The sequence below is a fragment of the Clostridium rhizosphaerae genome (assembly GCF_016765585.1).
Taxonomy (GTDB): Bacteria; Bacillota; Clostridia; order Clostridiales; family Clostridiaceae; genus Clostridium_AT; species Clostridium_AT rhizosphaerae.
In genome coordinates this window covers 155,207-170,954 of record NZ_JAESWC010000018.1, presented here as the reverse complement: position 1 = coordinate 170,954, position 15,748 = coordinate 155,207, and the positions used below count along the sequence as shown (strand labels likewise).

Annotated in this window: 19 protein-coding genes; 18 read left to right on the top strand and 1 reads right to left on the bottom strand. The window is 30.2% G+C overall.

Annotation, left to right across the window (positions count from 1 at the left end):
- Positions 1-61: 61 nt before the first annotated feature.
- From JK636_RS19615 to JK636_RS19590, 6 genes are all read left to right on the top strand, one after another.
- The gene (locus JK636_RS19615; RefSeq protein ID WP_202750678.1) at positions 62-688 is read left to right on the top strand and encodes a TraR/DksA C4-type zinc finger protein; all 627 of its coding nucleotides are present in this window, start codon (positions 62-64) and stop codon (positions 686-688) included.
- A gap of 32 nt (positions 689-720) precedes the next feature.
- Positions 721-1,167, top strand: coding sequence for a signal peptidase II (gene lspA, locus JK636_RS19610; RefSeq protein ID WP_202750677.1), 447 nt, complete (start codon positions 721-723; stop codon positions 1,165-1,167).
- On the top strand, positions 1,167-2,087 hold the full coding sequence (locus JK636_RS19605) for an RluA family pseudouridine synthase (RefSeq protein ID WP_202750676.1): 921 nt from the start codon (positions 1,167-1,169) through the stop codon (positions 2,085-2,087). Before lspA ends, JK636_RS19605 begins: the two co-directional genes overlap by 1 nt.
- A gap of 149 nt (positions 2,088-2,236) precedes the next feature.
- Positions 2,237-2,773, top strand: a complete 537-nt coding sequence (gene pyrR / locus JK636_RS19600; protein ID WP_202750675.1) for a bifunctional pyr operon transcriptional regulator/uracil phosphoribosyltransferase PyrR — start codon at positions 2,237-2,239, stop codon at positions 2,771-2,773.
- Between the two features lie 43 nt (positions 2,774-2,816).
- Positions 2,817-4,139, top strand: a complete 1,323-nt coding sequence (gene uraA / locus JK636_RS19595) for a uracil permease (protein ID WP_202750674.1) — start codon at positions 2,817-2,819, stop codon at positions 4,137-4,139.
- A gap of 145 nt (positions 4,140-4,284) precedes the next feature.
- A complete protein-coding gene (locus tag JK636_RS19590; protein WP_202750673.1) occupies positions 4,285-5,418 on the top strand; it encodes a THUMP domain-containing class I SAM-dependent RNA methyltransferase in 1,134 nt (377 codons plus the stop codon).
- Between the two features lie 15 nt (positions 5,419-5,433).
- On the opposite strand, the gene JK636_RS19585 is transcribed toward JK636_RS19590, so the two are convergent.
- The gene (locus JK636_RS19585; protein WP_202750672.1) at positions 5,434-7,164 is read right to left on the bottom strand and encodes an Rqc2 family fibronectin-binding protein; all 1,731 of its coding nucleotides are present in this window, start codon (positions 7,162-7,164) and stop codon (positions 5,434-5,436) included.
- 196 nt (positions 7,165-7,360) lie between these two features.
- Between JK636_RS19585 and dapF the strand changes: the two genes are divergently transcribed.
- From dapF to efp, 12 genes are all read left to right on the top strand, one after another.
- Entirely contained in the window at positions 7,361-8,173 is an 813-nt protein-coding gene (gene dapF, locus JK636_RS19580; protein WP_202750671.1) for a diaminopimelate epimerase, read from the top strand.
- A 168-nt stretch (positions 8,174-8,341) separates the two neighbouring features.
- Positions 8,342-9,874, top strand: a complete 1,533-nt coding sequence (locus JK636_RS19575) for a GspE/PulE family protein (protein WP_202750670.1) — start codon at positions 8,342-8,344, stop codon at positions 9,872-9,874.
- 23 nt (positions 9,875-9,897) lie between these two features.
- Positions 9,898-11,094, top strand: a complete 1,197-nt coding sequence (locus JK636_RS19570; protein ID WP_202750669.1) for a type II secretion system F family protein — start codon at positions 9,898-9,900, stop codon at positions 11,092-11,094.
- 19 nt (positions 11,095-11,113) lie between these two features.
- The gene (locus tag JK636_RS19565) at positions 11,114-11,518 is read left to right on the top strand and encodes a type II secretion system protein (protein ID WP_202750668.1); all 405 of its coding nucleotides are present in this window, start codon (positions 11,114-11,116) and stop codon (positions 11,516-11,518) included.
- 32 nt (positions 11,519-11,550) lie between these two features.
- A complete protein-coding gene (locus JK636_RS19560; protein ID WP_202750667.1) occupies positions 11,551-11,985 on the top strand; it encodes a prepilin-type N-terminal cleavage/methylation domain-containing protein in 435 nt (144 codons plus the stop codon).
- Positions 11,969-12,409: a type II secretion system protein gene (locus tag JK636_RS19555; protein WP_202750666.1), complete on the top strand. Its 441-nt coding sequence runs from the start codon at positions 11,969-11,971 to the stop codon at positions 12,407-12,409. The genes JK636_RS19560 and JK636_RS19555 overlap by 17 nt, the downstream gene beginning before the upstream one ends.
- Positions 12,382-12,843, top strand: a complete 462-nt coding sequence (locus JK636_RS19550; protein WP_202750665.1) for a type II secretion system protein — start codon at positions 12,382-12,384, stop codon at positions 12,841-12,843. The genes JK636_RS19555 and JK636_RS19550 overlap by 28 nt, the downstream gene beginning before the upstream one ends.
- Entirely contained in the window at positions 12,822-13,274 is a 453-nt protein-coding gene (locus JK636_RS19545; RefSeq protein ID WP_202750664.1) for a hypothetical protein, read from the top strand. Before JK636_RS19550 ends, JK636_RS19545 begins: the two co-directional genes overlap by 22 nt.
- Positions 13,275-13,278: 4 nt before the next feature.
- A complete protein-coding gene (locus tag JK636_RS19540) occupies positions 13,279-14,019 on the top strand; it encodes a hypothetical protein (protein WP_202750663.1) in 741 nt (246 codons plus the stop codon).
- Between the two features lie 7 nt (positions 14,020-14,026).
- Positions 14,027-14,485, top strand: coding sequence for a hypothetical protein (locus JK636_RS19535; RefSeq protein ID WP_202750662.1), 459 nt, complete (start codon positions 14,027-14,029; stop codon positions 14,483-14,485).
- On the top strand, positions 14,485-14,910 hold the full coding sequence (locus JK636_RS19530; RefSeq protein WP_202750661.1) for a hypothetical protein: 426 nt from the start codon (positions 14,485-14,487) through the stop codon (positions 14,908-14,910). Before JK636_RS19535 ends, JK636_RS19530 begins: the two co-directional genes overlap by 1 nt.
- Before the next feature lie 277 nt (positions 14,911-15,187).
- The gene (gene efp, locus JK636_RS19525) at positions 15,188-15,745 is read left to right on the top strand and encodes an elongation factor P (protein ID WP_202750660.1); all 558 of its coding nucleotides are present in this window, start codon (positions 15,188-15,190) and stop codon (positions 15,743-15,745) included.
- Positions 15,746-15,748: the final 3 nt, after the last annotated feature.

Sequence of the window (15,748 nt, the reverse complement as noted above, 5' to 3'; positions counted from 1 at the left end):
AAAATCCTCTATTTATGACAAAATAATTAGAGATATAATAAAAATAGGTGGGTGGTATTATATGGATAATAAAAAGATGTTGTACTTTAAAAATAAGCTTCAAGAGGAAAGAAAAGATATAGTAAATTTATTAAAACAGATGGAACAAAATGAAGCTTTTATTTCAAAGGTTGAGATGGCTGATGAAATTTCTGAGCTTTCTATGTATGACAATCATCCGTCAGATATCGCTTCTGAGGTATTTGATCAGGAAAGAGGCATGGCTCTTAAGGAACATGAATTAACAGTAGTTAAAAAAATAGATGAAGGTCTAAGAAGCATTGAAGAAGGAACCTATGGAAAGTGCCATATGTGCGGTAAGGATATTCCGGAAGAGAGATTGGAATTTATTCCATATGCACACTTATGTGTAAAATGCCAAGATGAAGCTAATGATTCAAGACCAAGAGAAAAGAATAACAGACCTCTTGAGGAATATGTTTTAGGACGCCCGTTTGGATATGGGTTTAATGATTTTGATGAGCAGAATTATGAAGTTGGCTACGATGCCGAAGATAGTTATCAGGATGTTCAGAGGTTTGACTGGAGAGAAAATACTGATTATGATTTTTTAGATGAAGACGCTGATTATGTTGAGCCAATAGAACAAATAAGCAATGATCAGTATAAAAATCAGCTTCCAGATTAAGTTTACAAAGTTACAAGAAGGTGGAGATGGGGATGGAAATATTAATAGTTATTTTAGGTTTGGTTATAGATAGAATTACAAAGATTTGGGCATTAAAAAGTTTAACAAATGTTGATGAGATAGTGGTGATTAATAATATATTCAGTTTTTCTTATCTTGAAAACAGAGGAGCAGCCTTTGGTATATTTCAAAACAGAGTGCTACCTCTTGCTATTGTAACTTCACTCGTTTCAATAGCAATGGTTTATTATCTGCTCAAATACAAGCCTAAGTCAAAAGTTTTAAGAATGAGTCTAGCTTTAATTATAAGTGGAGCCATAGGAAATCTTATCGACAGATATGTTTATAAATATGTTGTAGATTTTATTATGTTTCATTATAAGGATGTTTATTATTTTCCAACATTTAACTTTGCAGATATGCTGGTAGTAGTTGGAACTGCTTTACTAGCTATATGCATTTTAAGGGATGAAAAGTAATGGAGTTTAAAGAATTTATAGTAGATAAAGAATATGAGAATATAAGGCTTGATGTATATCTTTCAAAAATGCTTCTGGATAAGTCTAGATCCTTTATTCAAAATTTAATAGAAGAAGGCAATGCTGTTATTAATAAGATTTCTAAAAAAAGCAATTACAAGCTTAAGTCAGGAGATAAAGTAGAATTAACTATACCTTCTCCTGCAATGCTTGATTTAAAACCAGAAGATATTCCTCTTGATATACTTTATGAAGATAAGGATGTTATTGTTGTTAATAAGCCTCAGGGAATGGTTGTTCATCCTGCTTCTGGAGTTTATGAAGGAACCTTGGTAAATGCACTTCTAAATCACTGTACAGACTTATCTGGAATAAATGGTGTTTCAAGGCCTGGAATAGTTCATAGAATAGATAAAGATACTTCTGGGGTACTTGTAGTAGCTAAAAACGATTTTGCTCACAATAAGCTAGCTGAGCAGCTCAAGAATCATTCTATGAAAAGAGTTTATATTGCTTTAGCAGAAGGTATTATTAAAGAAGAGGAAGGAACCGTAAATCAACCTCTTGCAAGACATCCTGTTGATAGAATTAAAATTGCAGTAATTAAAGGCGGAAGAGAAGCTATAACTCATTATAAGGTTATAAAAAGATTTAAAAGCAGTTCTCTCATAGAATGCAGACTTGAAACTGGAAGAACCCATCAGATAAGAGTTCATATGTCCTTTATAGGTCATCCATTAGTTGGAGATCCAGTTTATGGCTATAAAAAGCAAAGATTTAATTTAAATGGTCAAATGCTTCATGCTAAGGTTTTAGGATTTGTTCACCCAGTAACTGGAGAGTATTTGGAGTTTGAAGCAGAGCCTCCAGAATATTTTAAAAAAGTTATAGAAATATTAGAAAAAGAATTGCCTAAGTAAGAAATGTATGATATTATTAGAAACAATAAATATACCTTTAAATGATCCTGTGAGGTCATAAGGCGATACAACGTAATTAGTGTATTATTATGCCTATGTCCTCAAGGATATAGGCATTTTTTAATTTTTCAGCATTGGAGGTGAAATATATGAAATTTAAAAACCAGCTGCTTGATGACAAATCAATCTCTAGAGCATTAACTAGAATGTCTCATGAAATTATCGAAAGAAATAAAGGCGTTGAAGATGTAGTTCTTATTGGAATTAAAAGAAGAGGATATCCATTATCAGAAAGAATTTCCAAAGCAATAGAAAAAATCGAGGGAGTTTCTGTACCTGTAGGAAGCGTAGATATTACTCTTTATAGAGATGATTTATCATTAATAGGTGAGCAGCCAATAGTTAAAAATGAAGAATTAGGTGTTATTGTTAAAGATAAAACCGTTATTTTAGTAGATGATGTGCTTTTTACTGGAAGAACTGCTAGAGCTGCAATTGATGCAGTTATACATAGCGGAAGGCCCAAGACAATTCAATTAGCAGTACTAATAGATAGAGGTCATAGAGAACTGCCTATTAGAGCAGATTATGTTGGTAAAAATATACCAACTTCAGCTAATGAAATGGTTTCTGTTGAGTTAGTTGAGGTAGACAGTATAGATTCAGTTAAAATATATGAAATATAAATCTTTTAAGTTAGCACAGAGAGGCTAAGAAGGAGGAAAATTTATGAAAAATTACATTGACATTGAGGAAAGACTACCAATTCTAGAAACAATACCATTAAGCTTTCAGCATCTTACAGCTATGTTTGGTGCAACGATTCTAGTACCGCTTTTATTTAACGTAAACCCTGCTATTGCACTCTTAATGAATGGTTTGGGAACTCTGCTTTATTCCTTTGTAACAAAAGGTAAAATACCTGCTTATCTAGGTTCAAGCTTTGCTTTCCTTGCTCCAACCTTTGTAATACTTGGCTCGGGAGCAAGTTTTGCACATGCTCAATCCGGTTTTATCTTCTTTGGAATTTTCTTTGTTATAATATCTTTTATAATTAAATATGTAGGAATTAAGTGGATTGATGTAGTTATGCCGCCTCCGGTTATGGGTTCCGTTGTAGCTGTAATTGGTTTGGAATTGGCACCAACAGCTGCTCAAATGGCTGGTCTCGCTCCTTCAGCAACAAAAGTTGGACAAGTTGTTGCAGCTTATACTCCTGATTGGAGGATTATAACAGTTTCAATGTTTACTTTATTCGTTGGAGTAATTGGTTCAGTAGTTTTTAGAAAGTTTTTTAAGATTATACCTATACTTACAGCTGTAGTTTCCGGATATATATTAGCTGCTATAATGGGTATGGTAGATTTTAGCGCAGTAGCAAATGCGCCTTGGTTTAAACTTCCGCAGTTTACTGCACCAGTATTTGATTTGAAAGCTGTGTTTATAATCGCACCTGCATGCCTGGTTGTACTTGCTGAACATATAAGTCATCTTATAGTTACAGGAAACATAACCGATAGAGACTTAATAAGTGATCCAGGTCTTCACTTATCATTACTTGGTGATGGTTTAAGTAATATAATTTCAGGATTTGCAGGTTCACCTCCAAATACAACTTATGGTGAAAATATAGGAGTAATGGCATTAACAAAGGTTTATTCTGTTTGGGTAATAAGAGGCGCTGCAATACTTGCTGTTGTATTTTCCTGTATAGGCAAAGTTGCTGCAGCTATTCAGTCAATACCGGCACCAGTTATGGGTGGAATAACTATACTTCTTTATGGTGTTATTGCTTCCTCAGGTTTAAGAATGTTTGTAGAGCAAAAGGTTGATTTAAGTAAAAGCTACAATATGATTTTAGCTGCTATAACTTTTGCTATAGGAGTCAGTGGTGCAAGCATTAAACTACCTGGAGATGTAGAGTTAAAAGGAATGGCATTGGCTGCAGTTATTGGTATGCTGCTATCTATAATGTTTTATGTAATTCACAAATTAGGAATAATGAATGAAGATTATATAATAAATTCTAATGACAATAGTGCAAATATGTAATTTACCGTAAACTAAAATACTCTGCTTAGGTGCAGGGTATTTTTATTTTAACTTTTGTCAATTATAAGTTATATGAATAATAATGTTGTTCACTAGCAGTTTTTATTGTATAGTATTCATAGTTACTAAATAAGGAGAGAAATAAATGAATTATGATTTAATAGCAACATCAACCTTTGGACTCGAGTCTATAGTCGCAAAGGAACTTAAGCAGCTTGGTTATGAAGACTTACAAACTGATAATGGAAAGGTAACCTTTAGTGGGGATGATTATGATATTGCTATATGCAATACTTGGCTTAGAACTGCAGATAGAGTTTTAATAAAAATGGCAGAATTTAAAGCCGAAACCTTTGAAGAACTTTTTCAAGGTACAAAGGCTGTTCCATGGGGAAGTCTAATACCTATAAATGGCAAAATGCATGTAGTAGGAAAATCAATAAAATCAAAACTTTTCAGCGTGCCGGACTGTCAGTCAATAGTTAAAAAAGCAGTAGTAGAAACAATGAAGAGTACATATAATACAGATTGGTTTGAAGAAGATGGACCGGTGTATAAAATCGAAGTTGCACTTTTAAAGGACATTGTTACCTTAACAATTGATACAACAGGTGCTGGGCTTCATAAGAGAGGCTATAGAGAACTTGCTGGTGAAGCACCAATGAAGGAAACTCTGGCTGCGGCTTTAGTGCTTTTGAGCAATTGGGAACCATCTAGAAGTTTAGCAGATATTTTCTGTGGCTCTGGTACCATTGCAATCGAAGCAGCTTTAATAGGAAAAAATATTGCACCAGGGCTTAATAGAAGTTTTATTTGTGAAGAATGGCCATCTATGGATAAAGACATATGGGAGGAAGTAAGAAGTTACGCAAAGAATAAAATTAATAAGGAAGAATTTAAAATCTTAGCTTCAGATATAAATGGAAGAATTCTTAATACTGCAAAAGAGAATGCTTTAAAAGCTGGAGTTGATAAGTATATTTCCTTTCAAAAAATGCCTGCTAAAGAATTTACATCTAGAAAGAAATATGGAGTTATTATAAGCAATCCTCCTTATGGTGAAAGAATAGGGGACAGCAAGGAAGTTGAAGATATATATAAGTCCCTAGGTGATTTATATACGGAACTTAACAATTGGTCCTTTTATATAATAACGTCTCATCCGGATTTTCAAAAGCTTTTTGGTAAAAAAGCAGATAAAAACAGAAAGTTATATAATGGAAGATTATTATGTTATTATTATCAGTTTATTAATAATCCGCCTAAAATAAAAGAATAAGCAGAAGCTTTCTGCTTATTCTATTTTTTTAAGGTCAAGTTTTAGTGGATCCACATATAAAGTTTTATTTGTATAATATATAACCATTCCAGGTTTTGAACCAGAAGGCTTTTTTACATTTTTTACTTCTGTATAGTCAACAGGAACTTTAGTTGAGTCTTTGGCCTTGCTGTAATAAGCTGCTAAGATAGCTCCTTCCTCTAAGCAGGCATCTGAAATTCTACCGTTATTTTTGATGATAACATGAGAACCGGGGATATTTTTTGTATGCATCCAAATATCATGCTTATCTGCAAACTTTAGGGTTAAGTTATCATTTTGAATATTGTTTTTTCCTATATAAATATCTGTACCGTCACTGGATAGAAAATGAAGAGGTTTCGAAAGCTTTGCTTTTTTCTTATCTTCCTTTTTAAATTTTATATATCCGGTAGTAACTAATTCCTTCTTTATTTCCTCGATTTCATCATAGGTTTCTGAATTTTTAATATTTGTTAAAACCGAATATAAGTACTGGAGTTCCTCGTTGGCGGATTTAAGCTGCAGTGAAGCCATTTCTTCAGATTTTTTTAATTTATTATATTTTTTAAAATATGATTGTATATTTTCTGAAGGAGACTTGTTTTCATCTAAAACAATATCTATATATTGCTCATCTGAAGAATAATAATTAAGTACATTTATATTTTTTTGCCCCTTTTTTATACTATAAATATTTGCAGTTAAAAGCTCTCCATAAATTTTGTAGATGTCCTTTTGTTCACCTTCCTGCAGGGCATTATTAAGAAGCTTTATTTTTTTTAGACATCGGTCTATATTGTTGTTAGTGATTTTCTGCAAATCTGAACTTTTTGCATTTAATCTCTCCCATTTATCTTTCTCGTAGTAGAACTCCTCAAGTAGAGAAGAAGGAGAAGAATACAGCTTAGAAGTAAGATTATCAAACTGCTTAAGTTCAACGCAGTAAAAGTCTTTTATGGAAACTTCATCAATATAGCTTAAATATTTAAAATCACAGACTTTGAGTCTATTGAATAGAATAACAATAGGGCTATATATGTCTCTTAAAGCAGCAGAGTCTAAATTAACTTTTTCACTTATTTGCAGATATAAAGACTTTGAAAATTGAGAACTTATACCAGTAAATAATTTTGAAAAGATATTTGCATCTATCTTATATTCATTATTAGTTAAATAATTTTCGAATTCTTCATAAGAAAAATCAAAAGGATTAAGTTTCATTGATTCTGGCGGATACTTATAGGATACTCCAGGATATAGACTTCTGTAGCTGTTTATATCTGGGGTAATGTGCTTAATCGAATCTATTACAACATTATCACGCTTTCTTAATAGTGTAATATTGCTGTGTCTGCCCATAATTTCAACTACAAGAGAATAAATGCTGTTAAAGCCAAGCTCATCTGAACTTTCAAAATCTATTACAACTATTCTATCTGTATATACTTGAGTAATATCAATAATTTTTGCCGTACTAAGGTATTTCCTAAGTACCATGCAGAACATTGGAGCTTTAATTGGGTTGGGCTTACTTATATTTGTTAAATGTAGTTTAGGATAGGTTGAACTAGCGCTAATCAACAGTTTAAAATTAACCTTTTCACCTCTTAAAGCAAATATTATCTCATCCTTTTCAGGCTGAGAAATCTTATCAACTCTGCAGCCTGCTATTTTATTTTTGAGTTCATCAACGATACTGTATATATAAATTCCATCTAAAGGCATTATATCACCCCACATATTTTAAATATAATCATAAGTTAGTATAGCATTTTAACTTTTGAAAATCAAAATATTCTAATGAATAACTAGAAAACTATATAACTAGTTAACTAGTTATATAGTTATAAATTTATTTTTATGTTATGCTAAAATTAATTTATATATAATGAAGAAATTTTTATATGGAAGGAATGATTTTATGAAATTTACCAAAATGCATGGAAACGGAAATGATTTTATTGTAATAGAGGATTTAGAAAATAAAATAAAGAATGAAGCTGATTTAGCACAAAAACTTTGCCATAGAAATTTTGGAATTGGGGCAGATGGTATTCTTTTAGTTAGAAGAAGTAATTCAGCTCAAATAAAAATGACAATAATTAATTCGGATGGCTCTTATGCTGCTATGTGCGGAAATGGTATAAGATGTTTTGCTAAATATGTATGGGACAAAAAATTAGTTAATACTGAAAACATAAGTATAGAAACTGGAGATGGAATAAAAACAGCATATATTACTGCCCAAGATAACGAGGTTTTAAGTGTTACTATTAATATGGGGCATCCAAATTTCAATACAAAAATGATTCCAGCTATTGGAGTAGAAGAGATCATAAATAAGCAGCTCGAGATAAATGATAAAAAATATATAATAAATTCATTGCTGATGGGTGTTCCTCATACAGTAATAATAGATAAGCTTGATAACTATAATGTTGAAGAAGGAAAGTTTATAGAGAAAAACAAGCTGTTTCCACAGGGGACGAATGTTAATTTTTGTGAAGTTATAAATAGTGGAGAAGTAAAGGTAAAAACCTGGGAAAGAGGAGCTGGACCAACCCTAGCCTGTGGCACTGGAAGCTGTGCTTCTGTAGTTGCTGCAAATAAGTTAGGTTATGTTGATAAGAAAGTAAAGGTATGGATCCCTGGGGGAAGCCTTATAGTTGAACTTAGTGATGATGGAGTATATATGTCTGGTCCTGCTGTTACAGTTTTTAATGGAGAAATTTAAAAAATAATTTTTAAAAAGTATGCAATTTTAAAATGCATACTTTTTGTTATTTTACAAATAATATAAGGTTTAAAAAAGTTTGAGACGGCTATAATGATAAATACGTGGTTTGATATAAAGTTTAGCTTAGTGAAAAAACTATAACAGAATATTAAGGTGTAGCACATTATGGAAAATAAAATTGATATTTATAAAAAAAGACAAGAACTTATCAGTTTAAAAGAGATAATTATTGATACAGAAATGTTAAAGATTATGACAAGAGATATTATGTACAAATACTGTGCAGTACCAATACAAGTAAGTGAAAATAATGTACTGATTGCAATGGGAAATCCATATGATAAAAAGGCCGTGGAGAATATAAGTTCCTTATTAAAAAGGAAGATTGATGTTATTCCTGCAGATAGTAAGGAAATTTATGTTTTAATTAATTCCATTGACGAAAGCCAAGAGACTAATTTAGTTATAGAACAAATAACAAGAAACTTAGAAAAAAACTTAAGCAGCAATGTATATGATAAGAACAATAACATAGATCCAATTGAAAACTCACCAATAGTAAGGCTGACAAATCATATTATCGCCCAAGCAATTAATATAAAAGCCAGCGATATTCATATGGAACCCTTTGAAGAAGACGTAATCATCAGAAATCGTGTTGATGGTATTTTATATGAAAATATTAAGCTTACTAAAGAAATATATGCATCAATATGCTCAAGAATAAAATTACAGTCAGGTATGGATATTTCTGAAAAGAGAACCCCTCAAGACGGCAAGCTTCAGTTTAGTCATAATGATTTGATGCTTGATTTAAGAGTATCAACTCTTCCAACCATTCATGGAGAAAAAGTAGTTATAAGAATTTTATATAAAAAGGAAAGGCTTCAAAGTTTAAAAGCTTTAGGTTTTTGCGCCTTTGGTGAAAATAGTATATCAAATTCTTTAAAGAATAATCATGGAATCATACTTGTAACCGGTCCTACTGGAAGCGGTAAGACAACTACATTGTATGCTATGCTTGAGCAGATAGATAAACATGATAAAAATATTGTTACTATTGAAGATCCAGTAGAGATTCAGGTACCATTTGTAAATCAGGTGAACGTAAATACAAAAGCTGGTTTAAACTTTGCAAGTGGTCTTAGAAGTATTTTAAGGCAAGACCCAAATATTATTATGGTTGGCGAAATTAGAGATGAGGAAACTGCCCAAATTGCAGTTAGGGCGGCAATAACGGGCCATCTTGTTATTTCTACCTTGCACACTAATGATGCTGCGGCTTCTATTGTAAGACTTATTGATATGGGAGTACCTAATTACTTAGCTGCAGATGCTTTACTAGTTTGTATAGCTCAAAGACTTGTAAGAAAAATCTGTAGCTTTTGCAAGACTGAGTATGAGCCTACTATAAGAGAAAAACATGAACTTATGCTAACCTATAGTGAGAAGCTTCATAAAGGTTTAGGATGTGCATTTTGCAAATACACTGGTTACAGCGGCAGAACAGTAGTATATGAAATTATGAATGTTGATGATAATCTCAGAGAGTATATAAGCAAAGGTGCTGGTGCTGACAGCATAAGGCAATATAACGAAACTAAGAATATGACAAATCTCAAAGAAAACTGCAAAGAGCTTGTAAAAAAAGGGGTTACAAGTTTTGAGGAATTTTTAAGAATCTGCAATGTAAGTTAAATAGTAAAGAAGGTTGGTCTTTAATGCCTCTATACATATATAAAGCTAAGAATACTCAAGGGAATATAATAAAAGGCAAGTATTGGCTTACAAATAGGGAGTCGTTGGTAGTTAAGCTGAGAAAAAAGGGATATTATCTAGTAAAACATAAGGAACTTTTTACAGGACATATTCCTATTAGAATAAAAAAGATTTCATCTAAGGAATTATCTATACTGTGCAGTGAGTTTTCATCGCTTATTGAATCAGGAATGAATATTTATGAAATTATAAATTTGCTTGAAGAAGAAGCAGGTAATAAACATGTTAAGAGAAGCTTAGAAGATATTAAGGAGCTTATTCAAGAAGGTACAGAACTATCATGCAGCATGAAGGCTCATAATGATATTTACCCTGAGTTTTTTACTAATATGATCAAGGTTGGAGAAGAAACAGGAAAACTTCAAGAAATTTTTCTAAAGCTTTCTAAGTATTATAATGATGAAAGCATTATAACAGGCAAAATAAAGAAGGCTATGCTTTATCCATGTACCTTGTTTATTTTTAGCATGATAATTTCTCAAATTTTAGTTTCCTTCATAGTTCCGATCTTTGTTACCACACTAACAGAACTTGGAGGTAAAATTCCCGCAACTACAAGATTTATTATGTCTTTTAATAAAGCTTTGAAAGAAAATTACTATGTATTATTAGGGATTTTAGTTCTTCTCATTATTGGCATTTTGAAAGCAAGAAAACATCAAAAGATAAAAATAGTTGTTCATAAATTTTTATTGACTAATAAAATGACTATGATGCTTTCAAGAAAGATATTGTGTGTTAAATTTTCAAGAATACTTGGAACTTTAATAAGCAGTGGTATACATATAGTGCACGCTATGGAAGTTGCTAGTACTATGATGGGAAATGAGTATGTCAAAAATAAATTACAGAAAAGTATTCATAGCATGAGAATGGGTGAGAGTATTGCTAAAAGCATAAGAAATACAGACGTTTTCCTGCCTTCCTTATATTCAATGATAAAAGTAGGAGAGGAATCAGGAAATCTTGATAAAATGCTTTTAAAGGCAAATTCAGTTATGGAGCAGGAATTATATATTTTTATAGAAAAGGTATCAGTTCTTTTGGAACCAGCAATGATTTTAGTTATTTCTTTTTTTATAGGCTTTATTTTAATATCACTGCTTATGCCTATGTTTAATATAATGAACACAGTTTAAGTTAGGAGGAAGTAATAATATGAAAAAATCAAAATGTAAAAAAATAAAAAGGAAAGGTTTTACACTAATAGAGGTTTTAATAGCTATTACCATAGTAGTTATATTAGCAAGCCTTTCAGTACCGAAGGTAGCAGCATATATAGATAAAGCTAAAGATGCAAAAGCTTTAACCTGTGGAAAACAAATATATACTGCTGCTATGTGGAGTTATTCTGATCAGGGAAACAAGTTTATAAAAAATAAAGTAGAGGAATCTATTAGTACAGCAACTAACGTTATTGTTTCTATTGAGGCTAATAAGGTAACTGATAGTACCGCTGAAATAAATTTTTCTAGTGATAATAAGAATTATACTCTAGCTATAAGTGATTCTGGAAATTCCTATGTCATTAAAGAAGGTAACAATCAGATATATCCTAAATAGATAATACTTAGTTGATTTTGAAAGGTAATCAAATGAAAAAAGGCTTTACTTTAATCGAAGTTATAATAACTATATCAATTTTATTTATCATAGCCTCCATAAGCTTAATCAATATATCTAATTTAGAAAAACAAAAAAATGATACTGATGTTGAGTTATGTAAAAGTATGATACTTGGCACAGTAAATGATGCAAAACAGTATTGCAGAGAGAATAATAAGTCGGGCTATATACTATTTAACGTAGCAGAGTCAAAGATAGGCTTTTACAGCAGTAATAAAAGAATAGAATCCTTTGTTCTTCCTGAGGACGTAAATATCTATAGTATTAATACTAATGGCAGCAGAATTGATATAGACAAATTTGGTTTTACAAGTGATGCAGGAACAATTAAGTTAAGAGATAAAAGAGGCAGTCTTTATACCATAACAATAAATGTTGGAGCTGGTTATGTTGAAATTAAGTAAAAAGTCAGGTTTTATGCTCATTGAAGTTTTGTGCTCAATAAGTATTATACTCATTTTGTTTACTGCAATTTTAACTTCAGAATTAAACATCAAAAAGCTTCAGGACGTAAATAAAAAGAAATATGAATATGTGACAGTTATGGAAGCTGTTAAGAATGAAATACTTCTTAATAAAACTTATGAAGATATAAAAAAACTATACAGTGAAAATAAAAAGATTATTCATAAAGAACAGCTTACGATTAATAGTATTCAAAGTACTGATTTTCAGGATTTATTTAGTGAGAATACAAAAGTTGAAGATACATACCTCTTATTAGGTGTAATTGATGGGGAGGTATTGACAATTAATTTAGAGCTTCATACAAAAGTTAATTCAAAGGAAGAAGTAATTACATGCAGCTTTTCAAAGGGAAATTATTAAATAGTAAAGGACTTACACTTATAGAGTTAATTGTTTCTATATCTATAGCAAGTATAGCGGCAGTGGTATTGGTAACAATTTTACTTCAAAGTATAAGAAGCTATAAAAATAATACAGATGATTATAGAAGTTATTTTTATTTAAGCGAGGCTCTTATGTTTGTACAACATGAAATTAATAACTCAAAGGATATAAGTATTCAAACTAATAATATTGAATTAAAGTTCTCTGAGGATATAACTAAAATTATTAAGTTGAATCCTGAAGGCAGTTTGGAGATAGTTCATAAGGAAAAAGGCAGCATTAAGGCTGTAAATAATATAATTAATAATATCGGAGAGTTTAATGTTATTCAAAAGGATAAAGTTATTTACATTACAGCTGCATTAAAAAACGGGGAGAGATATAAAGGATGTATAGGAATAAAAAGATGAAAAAGGGATTTGTATTGGTATATACTCTTTTAATAACCTCCTTTTGCTTAATTATTGCTGTTTACATATTTACCCTACAAGTAAAAATAAGCAAAAATGTTAACAGCTATAAAAATTATGTTTTAAAGGAACAAGATTATGATAAATATAAAGAGTACTTATTTACAGAACTTAATGAACAGATTTTAAAAAATATTAATAAGCTAGAGCGGGAGGAAATAAAAAGCTATTTAAATAGAAGCAGTTTTTCAAATAAAAGTGAAGATAATAAAGCAAAAATAAAATATAACTCTATAGCAGATAACATAGAATTTACAACCTATTATGAAACAAACTATATCAGGATAGATAGATATAGTTATAATACTTCTGATGGAAAACTTAAGCTAATATACTTGGATACTTTATATTCAGAGGGGAAGGTAGAATGATGTGATGTCAAAAAAAGCAATAATTGAAATGGGAGACTATAGTTTATTAAGCCACCAATTCATTGGTAATAAAATTCTATCTAATAATTATAATTTAAGTTCCAGCAAGGAGTTTTTAGTTGATATAAGAAACAGAAAATTAAAGATTATTTTAGAAGGAGAATTAGTAAATATAAAGCTTATCTCTTTGCCAGCCGTTTCTAGCAAAAATTTGCTCACATTGATAAAAGATGAACTCCTTTATTATTACAATATCTCCGATAATGTTGTTTTCAATTATGTTATATTAAACAAACATAAAACTAGTATTGATACTGCGGTTTTTATAGTGGACAGCAGGAAAATAAGCTATATAAATGAAGGAGCTTCAAACAATGTTAAAATACAAGGGGTATATTTAATACAATTATGCTTCTTAAATTACTTTAAAAAGCGTTTTAAAGATAAAAACTATATATTTACTTTCATTTATCACCATAGCTTATATTTATTATATTGTATTGATAATATTATAAGACATAATTATATATATAAAGATTTCCAAACTATAGACAGCTTAGAAACTATATTGTTAAGTTTTATTGAAAGCAGTAATATTTGTGATGAAGTTGAAATAAAGGTAATTTATCTTGCTAATTTTAGTACAAGAGAAACTATTCCTAATAATATAGAAAATTACGCATGTGTTGATCTAGGAAATATAGATTATAAGAATTTTTTAAACTTTATAAAAGAAAATAGGTGATGAATTTTTGCAAAACCTTAACTTTTTACCGGATAGTATTAAAAATAAGAAAAATTTAAAACACTTAAAGCTTTATAAATATATTTTTATTTTCCTTTGGTTAATATGTCTAATTCAATTTATAGTATTTGTTTATCTTCGCAATCAAAATAATAGCACTGATAATTTAACTGTAGTAAACAGTTTAAATAGGACTCAAAAGGAAAGTGAAGTTTCTTTAAAGAAAAACGAGACCTTTTTAGCTTTTGACAGTTTTTTGAAAAATATAAATAATCGTATCGATTATGATAACTGTATCATCAACAATAATCAAATATCTATGGAATTTACTGCAGAGAATATTAACAGCTATTACAACATCATAAAGGATATAGAGAATAGTGACAAATATGTTATTATAAAACTGACGCCGCCTAATAATTCTTTTGATAAGCTTAAATTCCAGCTGATTTTAGAGGTGAAATAATGGTGAAAGATAGTATAAGAACTTATAGGACATTTATAATTGTTTTTTTACTTACTGCCGCAGTATTATCGAGTTTGAATCTTTCACTCATGAAAAATATAAGAAACAAAAACATTATAAGAAAAAATGGAAATCAGCTGGTTAGTAATGATATTAAAAAATATGGATATAGCGAGATACTAAATTTAGTTTTACAAAATAAGGACGTAAATATTTCAAATATATCAGTTTCTTCTGGGGACAAAAATTTAGTTGAAATAGAATTAGGCTTTAAAGAAACTGATAATTTAAGTTCTATGTATGGATATATTGAAGAGATTAAGAAAGAAAAATGCTTTTTAGGAATAGAAAATATAAAAATCAATAAAGATAAGGAAAAATACAAAAATATTAGCTTTACTACACTTTTTAAAAAGAATAAGTAGCAGTTAAGAGGGCACAAATTCAAATTATGGAAGAATATAAGAAATAAATAATAATGTTTGCAAATAAGCATAAGTTTTGATAAAATATCATTGGTCAGTGTAAAAATTTGAAGTATTAAACTTCGTACATAATACAAAGATTAAGTTAAAAAAATGAAATTAAGTAAAGTTCAGATTAGGTATACTTATAAATAAATTGTATGGCGAAGTGTTTGGTATTAATTTACCTGAAAGGGTTATAATATAAATGAATTAATAGTTTGTGGAGGGATATTTAATGATATCAGCAGGAGATTTAAGAAAAGGAACCACTTTTGAATTAGATGGACAAGTTTTCACAGTAGTTGATTTTTTACATGTTAAACCAGGTAAAGGAGCAGCTTTTGTTAGAACAAAATTAAGAAATGTTATTCAAGGAGGAGTAACAGATAGAACTTTCAATCCAACTGATAAACTTCAAGAAGCAGTTATTGAAAGAAAAGAAATGCAATATCTTTATTCCGATGGCGAACTTTATTACTTTATGGATCCTGAAACCTTTGATCAGATTCCTCTAAATCATGAAAAGGTTGAGGAAGCTATAAAGTTTTTAAAGGAAAATATGTTTGCTGTAATTAAGTTTTATAAAGGTGATGCTTTTTCAGTAGAAGCTCCTAATTTTGTTGAACTTCTTATAACATATACTGAGCCAGGAGCAAAAGGAAATACTGCTACAAACACTGGAAAACCTGCTACAGTTGAAACTGGAGCTACAGTAATGGTACCTTTATTTGTTAATGAAGGTGAAGTAATAAGAATTGACACTAGAACTGGTGAATATATGGAGAGAGTTTAGTCA